General features: G+C 70.7%; 6 protein-coding genes and 1 pseudogene. All 7 read left to right on the top strand.

Translation table 11 applies throughout. The annotated features are described in order from the left end of the window. Positions 1-1103, top strand: a pseudogene (locus ACFW3D_RS41660) (M4 family metallopeptidase); the annotation flags it as partial. 129 nt (positions 1104-1232) lie between these two features. Then, entirely contained in the window at positions 1233-2252 is a 1020-nt protein-coding gene (locus ACFW3D_RS41655; protein ID WP_500513662.1) for a helix-turn-helix transcriptional regulator, read from the top strand. 111 nt (positions 2253-2363) lie between these two features. Continuing rightward, complete coding sequence (locus ACFW3D_RS41650) at positions 2364-3869, top strand: aldehyde dehydrogenase family protein (RefSeq protein WP_500513660.1); 1506 nt, start codon at positions 2364-2366, stop codon at positions 3867-3869. A gap of 403 nt (positions 3870-4272) precedes the next feature. Then, positions 4273-4362 (top strand): K(+)-transporting ATPase subunit F, encoded by a 90-nt coding sequence (kdpF, locus tag ACFW3D_RS41645; RefSeq protein WP_326579416.1) that lies wholly within the window; start codon positions 4273-4275, stop codon positions 4360-4362. Further along, the gene (gene kdpA, locus ACFW3D_RS41640; RefSeq protein ID WP_500513658.1) at positions 4362-6026 is read left to right on the top strand and encodes a potassium-transporting ATPase subunit KdpA; all 1665 of its coding nucleotides are present in this window, start codon (positions 4362-4364) and stop codon (positions 6024-6026) included. The genes kdpF and kdpA overlap by 1 nt, the downstream gene beginning before the upstream one ends. Continuing rightward, positions 6026-8143 carry a potassium-transporting ATPase subunit KdpB gene (gene kdpB / locus ACFW3D_RS41635; RefSeq protein ID WP_500513657.1) on the top strand — a complete coding sequence of 706 codons (2118 nt, stop codon included), beginning with the start codon at positions 6026-6028 and terminating at the stop codon, positions 8141-8143. The genes kdpA and kdpB overlap by 1 nt, the downstream gene beginning before the upstream one ends. 19 nt (positions 8144-8162) lie before the next feature. Next, positions 8163-8786, top strand: coding sequence for a potassium-transporting ATPase subunit KdpC (gene kdpC / locus ACFW3D_RS41630; protein ID WP_500513656.1), 624 nt, complete (start codon positions 8163-8165; stop codon positions 8784-8786). The last annotated feature ends 66 nt before the right edge of the window (positions 8787-8852 follow it).

The following is an 8852-nucleotide window of genomic DNA, read 5'->3' as shown; positions in this document are numbered from 1 at the left end:
TGAAGCAGGCCTTCGACGCCCACGGCATCGTCCCCGGCTGGGAGAAGGGCCTCGGCCTGGACAGCGACGTCCTGCTCGGCCGGCTCGGCACCCTGATGTCGTTCGTCGGCACCGGCAACGTCCCCAGCGCGGGCGGCGACTGGTGGGCCGCCCCCAAGTCGGCCGGCGCCGACGGCACCGAGCCGTACGCCGTGTGGACGGGCCGCACCGACGGCAAGGGCAAGCCCCGCCGGATCTCCCCGGTCGACGGGCGCTCGCACCTCAGCCCGGTCACCGACGGCAAGCGCGTGGTGTGGGTGGCGGTCGGCGAGGCCCCCGGCGACGACCCCTGGGCCCGCACCTACGACATCCTGTCCGCCCCCGTGGGCGGCGGTCCCGTCAGGACCCTGTACAGCACCGGCTCGGAGATCAGCGGCCTGAGCGTGGACGGCGACACGGTCGCCTGGTCCCGCCGTGACGAGGTGACCTCGCTGCAGCGGGTCCTGTACCTGAAGGGCGGCGAGACCACGCCGCGTGAGGTGCCGGTCGGCCGGGACTACAACCAGACGGTCGAACCCGCCGTCAAGGACGGGCGCATCGCGTACATCCACGACGGGCTGTTCGACGGCACCTACGGCATCGTCGTGGAGGTCTTCGACACCAGGACGGGGAAGACCACGGCCCTCGGCGCGCCCTCGCAGCCGGAGTGGATCAGCACGCCGGTGATCACCGCGGCCGGTGTGTACTGGCTCATCGACACCGACTACACCGACGACGACTTCACCACCCTGCGCCGTGCGTCCGTCGACGGCTCGGCCGTCACCGACGTCATCGCGGAGAAGGGCCCGAGTCCCGTCCGCGCGTACGGCCTCACGGCGTCGGACACCGCGGTCACGCTGACCCTGTACTCCTCGTTCTCGCAGGTCTTCGACGACTACAACGACTCGCTGGCCAAGCTGTACCAGTTCACCCCGCAGGGCGCCCCGCTCGGCCGGGTCTCCTGCAGCCACGGCCAGCAGTCCAACGCCGCCGCGGGCACCGGGAGTCGCGTGCTGTGGATGGACACCACCACCACGGACACGGACCTGGTGACGCGGGCCCGCCCCGCGGGCACCTGCCGCTGAGCGGCCGCGGCACCGCTAGCACCCCGACGGGGGCCCGGACCGGCGCACGCCGGACCGGGCCCCCGCCGGCCGTTCCGCGAGGCGTACGATCATCACGCGGGGCGCGGACGTACAGGGGTGGCAGGCTGCATGGATGTCTCATCGGGCGGTCCTTGGGCGGGGACGGGGCTGGACCCCCTGGGCGCACGGGTCCTGGAGTACCTGGTGGGCCACCCTTCCGCAGACGCCGCCGCGGTGGCCGGGGCGGTCGGCACGTCCGCCGGCGAGGCCGAACGCGCCCTGCGGGCCCTGGAGGACGAACTCCTGGTCATCCGCATCCCCGGCGGGTCCCCGCGCTGGAAGGCCGGCCCGCCGCGCTCGTCGCTGGGTTCGCTGCTCGCCCGCCGGCGGAGCGAGCTGGCCCGCACGGAGCTCTTCATGGAACAGCTCGACGAGCTCTACCGCTCCGCCGCGCACCCCGGCGCACCCGACCTGGTGGAGGTGCTGGAGCACGGGGACGAGGTCGCCGCCCGCTACGCGCACCTGCTGAAGGGCAGCCGGAGCGAGGTGCTGCACCTGGCCAAACCGCCCTACGTGACGGAGACCGCGGACGACTCGGGACACCGGGACCCGGACCGCACCGCCGTGGCCCCGGGAGTGCGGTTGCGTTCGGTGTACGAGGCCGACGGCTTCACCGACGAGGTGTCCCTGGAGACCGCGATCCGCGGCACCGCGGTGGGCGGCGAATTCCGCCTCGGCACACGGCTTCCCGTCAAGCTGGCCCTCTTCGACCGGACCGCCGCCCTCCTCCCGCTGCACGGCGACCGGCCCTCGGCGGGCTCACTGGTGGTGCACTCCCCGGCCATGATCGAGGTGTGCGTGGCGCTCTTCGAGGGCATCTGGGAACGCGCGACGCCGGTCTCCCTGGAGAGCCGCCAGGACTGGCCCGCCCCGCGCCGAGAGCGTGAGGCGGTCGAGACCGACGAACGGACCCGGGAGATCCTCCACCTCATGGCCACGGGGATGAAGGACGACGCGATCGCCCGGGTGCTCGGCGTGAGCCGACGGACGGTGCAGAAGCACGTCAGCGAGGCGGGTACCGCCCTCGGTGCGCGGACGCGGTTCCAGATCGCGCTGCTGGCGCGCGAACGCGGCTGGCTGGACGGCTGAGTCGGCCGCTCCGTCCGCGCCCGGTCCCTTGGGCTGCGCTATACGTGGTGTTTGCCGATATAAAACATTCAATCACCGTAACAGGTGCATATTGGTGCAAACCTGGACTGTATGCGAATTTCGGAGCTGTCGAATCCGTACGGCGCCACCGGCGCACGACCGACGGCGGGCGAGATCGTTGACCGCCCGTGGCGCATGCTGATCGGCGGTGCGGCGACCGAAGCGGCCTCGGGGGTCACGCTGGACGTCGTCAACCCCGCGGACGAGACGGTGATGACCCGGGTACCCCTAGGCGGTGCCGAGGACGTGGACGCGGCGGTCGAGGCGGCCCGCACGGCCGCGCCGGCCTGGGCGGCCACCTCCGTGGCGGACCGGGCACGGGTGCTGGTCGCGCTCGCGGAGGCGATCGAGGCGCACGGCGAGGAACTGGCCTGGACCGACACCTTCGACAACGGCAGCCCGATCGGGGTCATGCTGGGTGACGTCCGCGCGGCCGTCGCCCAGCTGCGCTACTTCGCCGGACTCGCCCTGCAACTGCGCGGCGAGACCGTCCCCATGGCCGACCACGACGCCCTCGACTACACCCTGCGCGACCCCTTCGGCGTCGTCGGGCGGATCATCCCCTGGAACCACCCCCTGCTGTTCGCGGCCGCCCGCATCGCCGCCCCGCTGCTGGCCGGCAACACCGTCGTCCTCAAGCCCGCCGAGGCGACCCCGCTGTCCGCGCTGCGCCTGGGCGAGCTGGCCGCCGGCGTCGTGCCGCCCGGCGTGCTGAACATCGTGCCGGGGCTCGGTTCCGAGGCGGGCGAAAGGCTGGTGACCCACCCCGACGTCCCGCGCATCGCGTTCACCGGTTCGTCCGCCACGGGACGCCGCGTCCAGGCGCGCGCGGCGAGCGCCGCGGTCAAGACCGTCACCCTCGAACTGGGCGGCAAGAACCCGTTGATCGTCTTCCCCGACGCCGACGTGCACGCCGCGGTCGACGGTGCGATGGCCGGCATGAACTTCACCTGGCAGGGCCAGAGCTGCGGCTCCACCTCGCGGCTGCTCGTCCACCGCTCGCTGTACGGGGACCTGGTGACCGAGGTCGGCAGGCGCATGGACGCCATGCGCCTCGGCGACCCGGCGGACCCCGCGACGGACATCGGCCCCCTGGTCTCGGCCGAGCACTACCGCAAGGTGACCTCCTACATCCGGGCGGGCCTCTCCGACCCCGCGCTCCGACTCGTCGCGGGCGGCAGCGCTCTGCACCGCCCCGGCTACTACGTCCGGCCAACCCTCTTCTCCGCCCCCGCCGGCCCGTCCGGGCCGCTGTTCCGCGAGGAGATCTTCGGCCCGGTGCTGGTGGCGGCGCCCTTCGACTCGTACGACCAGGCGATCGCCGAGGCCAACGCCCTGCCGTACGGCCTCACCGCGAGCGTCTGGACCACCGACCTGCACACCGCCATGGCCGCCGCCCGCGACCTGCGCACCGGCTACGTGTGGATCAACGCCAGCTCGGCGCACCTGCCCGGGGCCGCCTTCGGCGGCGTGAAGAACTCGGGCGTCGGCCGCGAGGAGGGCATCGAGGAGCTGGAGTCCTACACCCAGTCGAAGAACGTCTACGTGCGGTTCTGACCCCGCTTCCCGCACCACCGGGCCGTACCGGCGGGCCTGCCCACCCGCAAGGCCCGGGTCGCGGCGGCCGGCGCCCGCCCGGGGAACGCGGCCGTCCTGAGGCCCGCAGGCGGTGCCGGTGTGCCACGTCACACCCGTCACCCGTTCGGCCGACAGGCGTCAAAGTGCCGTCAAGCCGCTCCGGGGCCGCGTCAGGAACCCGCTAACGAACCGCGCCGGGGGCACCCCGGGGCGGTTCGCTACGTACACCGGTTCTTCACCGGCGCCGCGGGCCCGACCGGGTGCGCGGCATCGTCCCCACACGACTTCCGGGGTGTCTCCGCATGCCAGATGTGGCCTTCATCGTCCTCACCGTCGCTGTTTTCGCCGTGCTCGGCCTCGTGGCCAAGGGGGCGGAGCGGCTGTGAGCATCGAAAACGTCGTCGGACTCGTCGTCGCCGTGGCCTTGGTCGGTTACCTGGTGCTGGCGCTGATCTACCCGGAGAAGTTCTAGTGAACGACACCCTCGCGGGCTGGCTCCAGATCCTCGCGCTGGTCGGCGCGCTGGCCCTGACCTACCGGCCGCTGGGCGACTACATGGCCCACACCCTCACCTCCGTCAAGCACCTGCGCGTCGAGCGTTTCGCGTACCGGCTCGGCGGGGTCGACGGCGACGCGGACCAGAAGTGGTCCGTCTACCTGCGGAGCGTGCTGGCCTTCTCGGCCGTCTCCGTCCTCTTCCTCTACGGCTTCATGCGGCTGCAGAACCACCTGCTGCTGTCCATAGGCATGCCCGCCGTGACGCCCGGCGTGTCCTTCAACACGGCCGCCTCCTTCGTCACCAACACCAACTGGCAGTCCTACTCCGGTGAGTCCACGATGGGCCACCTGGTGCAGATGTCCGGCCTCGCGGTACAGAACTTCGTCTCCGCCTCCGTCGGCATCGCCATCGTCGCGGCCCTGATCCGGGGCTTCACCCGCAAGAAGACCGACCGCATCGGCAACTTCTGGGTGGACCTCACACGCATCGTCGTGCGCGTCATGCTCCCGCTCGCCTTCGTCTTCGCGATCGTGCTGGTCGCGGGCGGCGCCGTGCAGAACTTCCACGGCGTGGACTCCATCTCCACGCTCATCGGTGACCACCAGAGCCTGACCGGTGGCCCGGTCGCCTCGCAGGAGGTCATCAAGGAGCTGGGCACCAACGGCGGCGGCTTCTACAACGCCAACTCCGCCCACCCCTTCGAGAACCCCAACGCCTTCACCAACTGGCTGGAGATCTACCTCCTGCTGGTGATCGCCACCTCCCTGCCGCGCACCTTCGGCCGCATGGTCGGCGACAACCGCCAGGGCTACGCGATCATCGCCGTGATGGGCGTCATCTGGGCCGCCTCGGTCGCGATCGTCACCGTCAACGAGCTGCACAGCGTGAGCAGCCAGGCCGGCCATGTGGCGGGCGGCATGATGGAGGGCAAGGAGCAGCGCTTCGGCGTGTGGGGCTCGGCGCTGTTCGCGGTGTCGACCACCCTCACCTCCACCGGTGCGGTCAACTCGTTCCACGACTCGTTCTCGCCGATCGGCGGCGGGATGACGATCTTCAACATGATGCTCGGTGAGATCGCCCCCGGTGGTACCGGCTCGGGTCTCTACGGCATCCTCATCCTGGCGATCATCGCGGTCTTCGTGGCCGGTCTGATGGTCGGCCGCACCCCGGAGTACCTGGGCAAGAAGCTCGGTGGCCGGGAGATGAAGTTCGCCTCCCTGTACATCCTCACCACCCCGGCGATCGTTCTGATCGGTGCCGGTCTCGCCATGGCGATGCCGGGTCAGCGCGCGGGCATGCTCAACACCGGCGCGCACGGTTTCTCCGAGGTGCTGTACGCCTTCACCTCGGCCGCCAACAACAACGGCTCGGCGTTCGCGGGCCTGACGGTCAACACCGACTGGTACAACACCGCGCTCGGTCTGGCCATGCTGTTCGGCCGCTTCCTGCCGATCGTGTTCGTCCTGGCGCTGGCCGGCTCGCTTGCCAAGCAGCAGCCGGTTCCGGCCACGGCGGGCACGCTGCCCACCCACCGGCCGCAGTTCGTCGGCCTGCTGACGGCAGTGATCCTGATCGTCGTCGGCCTCACCTACTTCCCGGCCCTGGCGCTGGGTCCGCTTGCGGAAGGTCTGTCCTGATGTCCCTGACCACCCTCGAACCCCCGGCCACGCCGGGGGGCACCCCGACCGAGCCTCAGCAGCCGCACCGGGTCTCCGGCGGCATGCTGGACCCGAAGCAGCTCCTCACCTCGCTGCCGGACGCGTTCAAGAAGCTCGATCCGCGGGTGATGATCAAGAACCCGGTCATGTTCGTGGTCGAGGTCGGCGCGGTGCTGACCACCCTCTCGGCGATCAAGGACCCGAGTGTCTTCGCGTGGGTCATCACGGTGTGGCTGTGGCTGACCGTCGTCTTCGCGAACCTCTCCGAGGCCGTGGCCGAGGGCCGGGGCAAGGCTCAGGCCGAGACCCTGCGGCGGACGAAGACCCACACCGTCGCGCGTCGGCTGACCGACTGGCGGCCGGGTGCCACCTCGTTCCGTGAGGAGGAGGCCGCGGCCTCCGAACTGAAGCTGGGCGACCACGTCGTCGTCGAGGCCGGGCAGATCATCCCCGGTGACGGTGACGTCGTGGAGGGTGTCGCGTCGGTCGACGAGTCGGCGATCACGGGTGAGTCGGCTCCGGTGATCAGGGAGTCCGGTGGTGACCGTTCGGCGGTGACGGGCGGTACGAAGGTGCTGTCGGACCGGATCGTCGTGCGCATCACCTCCAAGCCCGGTGAGACCTTCATCGACCGGATGATCGCGCTGGTGGAGGGCGCGGCCCGGCAGAAGACGCCCAACGAGATCGCGCTGAACATCCTGCTGGCCTCGCTGACCATCGTCTTCCTGCTGGCGGTCGTGACGCTGCAGCCGTTCGCGATCTACGCGGGCGCCGAGCAGAGCATCGTGATCCTCGCGGCGCTCGTCGTCGCACTCATCCCGACCACGATCGGCGGCCTGCTGTCGGCGATCGGCATCGCCGGCATGGACCGCCTGGTGCAGCGCAATGTGCTCGCCATGTCGGGTCGTGCCGTCGAGGCCGCCGGCGACGTGAACACGCTGCTGCTGGACAAGACCGGCACCATCACCTTCGGCAACCGCCAGGCGTCGGAGTTCCTGCCGGTCAAGGGCACCGCCGCGGCCGAGCTGGCGAACGCGGCGCAGCTGTCTTCGCTGGCCGACGAGACGCCCGAGGGTCGTTCGGTCGTCGTCCTGGCCAAGGAGAAGTACGGGCTGCGCGAGCGGCACGAGGGCGAGCTCGGGCATGCCGAGTTCGTGCCGTTCACCGCGCAGACCCGGATGTCGGGCGTGAATGTCGACGGCCGTCAGGTCCGCAAGGGTGCCGCGTCCGCGGTGACCGCGTGGGTGGCCGACAACGGCGGCCGGGCGGGTGAGGAGGTGCAGTCGCTGGTCGACCGCATCTCGCAGTCCGGTGGTACGCCGCTGGTGGTGGCCGCCAAGGAGGACGGCACGGCCCGGGTGCTGGGCGTCATCCACCTCAAGGACGTCGTCAAGCACGGCATGCGGGAGCGGTTCGACGAGCTGCGGCGGATGGGCATCCGCACGGTCATGATCACGGGTGACAACCCGCTGACGGCCAAGGCGATCGCCGACGAGGCCGGGGTGGACGACTTCCTGGCGGAGGCGACGCCCGAGGACAAGATGGCGCTGATCAAGCGGGAGCAGGCGGGCGGCAAGCTCGTCGCGATGACCGGTGACGGCACCAACGACGCCCCGGCGCTGGCCCAGGCGGACGTGGGCGTGGCCATGAACACCGGCACCTCGGCCGCCAAGGAGGCCGGGAACATGGTGGACCTGGACTCCGACCCCACCAAGCTGATCGAGATCGTGGAGATCGGCAAGCAGCTGCTCATCACCCGCGGCGCGCTGACCACCTTCTCCATCGCCAACGACGTCGCGAAGTACTTCGCGATCATCCCGGCGATGTTCGCGATCGCCTACCCGGGCCTGGACAAGCTCAACATCATGCAGCTGCACAGCCCGGCGTCCGCGATCACCTCGGCGATCATCTTCAACGCCCTGATCATCGTCGTACTGATCCCGCTCGCCCTTCGCGGCGTGCGCTACCGGCCGTCGTCGGCCTCCTCGCTGCTGACCCGCAACATCTGGGTCTACGGCCTGGGCGGTCTCGTGCTGCCGTTCGCCGGCATCAAGGTGATCGACCTGATCATCCAGTTCATCCCCGGCCTCAGCTGACAGAAGAAGGCGATCCATCATGTCCGGCTCCCTGCCCTCAGTGGTGCGCAACCACGTGGCCGCCCTGCGGATGCTGCTGGTGTTCACGGTGCTCCTGGGCATCGCCTACCCGCTGGCCGTCACCGGCGTCGCCCAGGCGGCGTTCTCCGACCAGGCCAACGGCTCCACGATCACCCAGGACGGCAAGACCGTCGGTTCCAGCCTCATCGGCCAGAGCTTCAACCTTCCCAAGAAGAACCCCGACGACGCCGAGGAGGTCGCCCAGCCGGACCCCAAGTGGTTCCAGCCGCGTCCCGGCGGCTACGACCCGCTCGTCACCGGCGCCTCCAACCTCGGCCCGAACGACGAGGGCCTGGTGAAGACCATCAAGGAGCGCCGGGCCGCGGTCGCCGAGTTCGACGGCGTCGCCCCCGAGGACGTGCCGGTCGACGCCGTCACGGCCTCCGGCTCCGGCCTCGACCCGCACATCTCGCCGGAGTACGCCCGCGAGCAGGTGGAGCGGGTCGCCGAGGCCCGCGGCCTGGACGCCGCCGCCGTGCGCAAGCTGGTGGAGGACCACGTCCAGGGCCGGGTCCTGGGCTTCCTCGGCGCGGAACGGGTCAACGTCGTGGAGCTCAACCACGCCCTCACTGCGATGAAGTGACGTTGCACCACCGTTGTACCGTCCACACCACGCCGCCCGGCGGCGCAGGATCGACCTGCGCCGCCG

It is taken from the genome of Streptomyces sp. NPDC058864, assembly GCF_042742985.1.
GTDB lineage: Bacteria > Actinomycetota > Actinomycetes > Streptomycetales > Streptomycetaceae > Actinacidiphila.
Note: the sequence above shows the minus strand (reverse complement) of the source record. Positions and strands in the feature narration are given on the sequence as shown.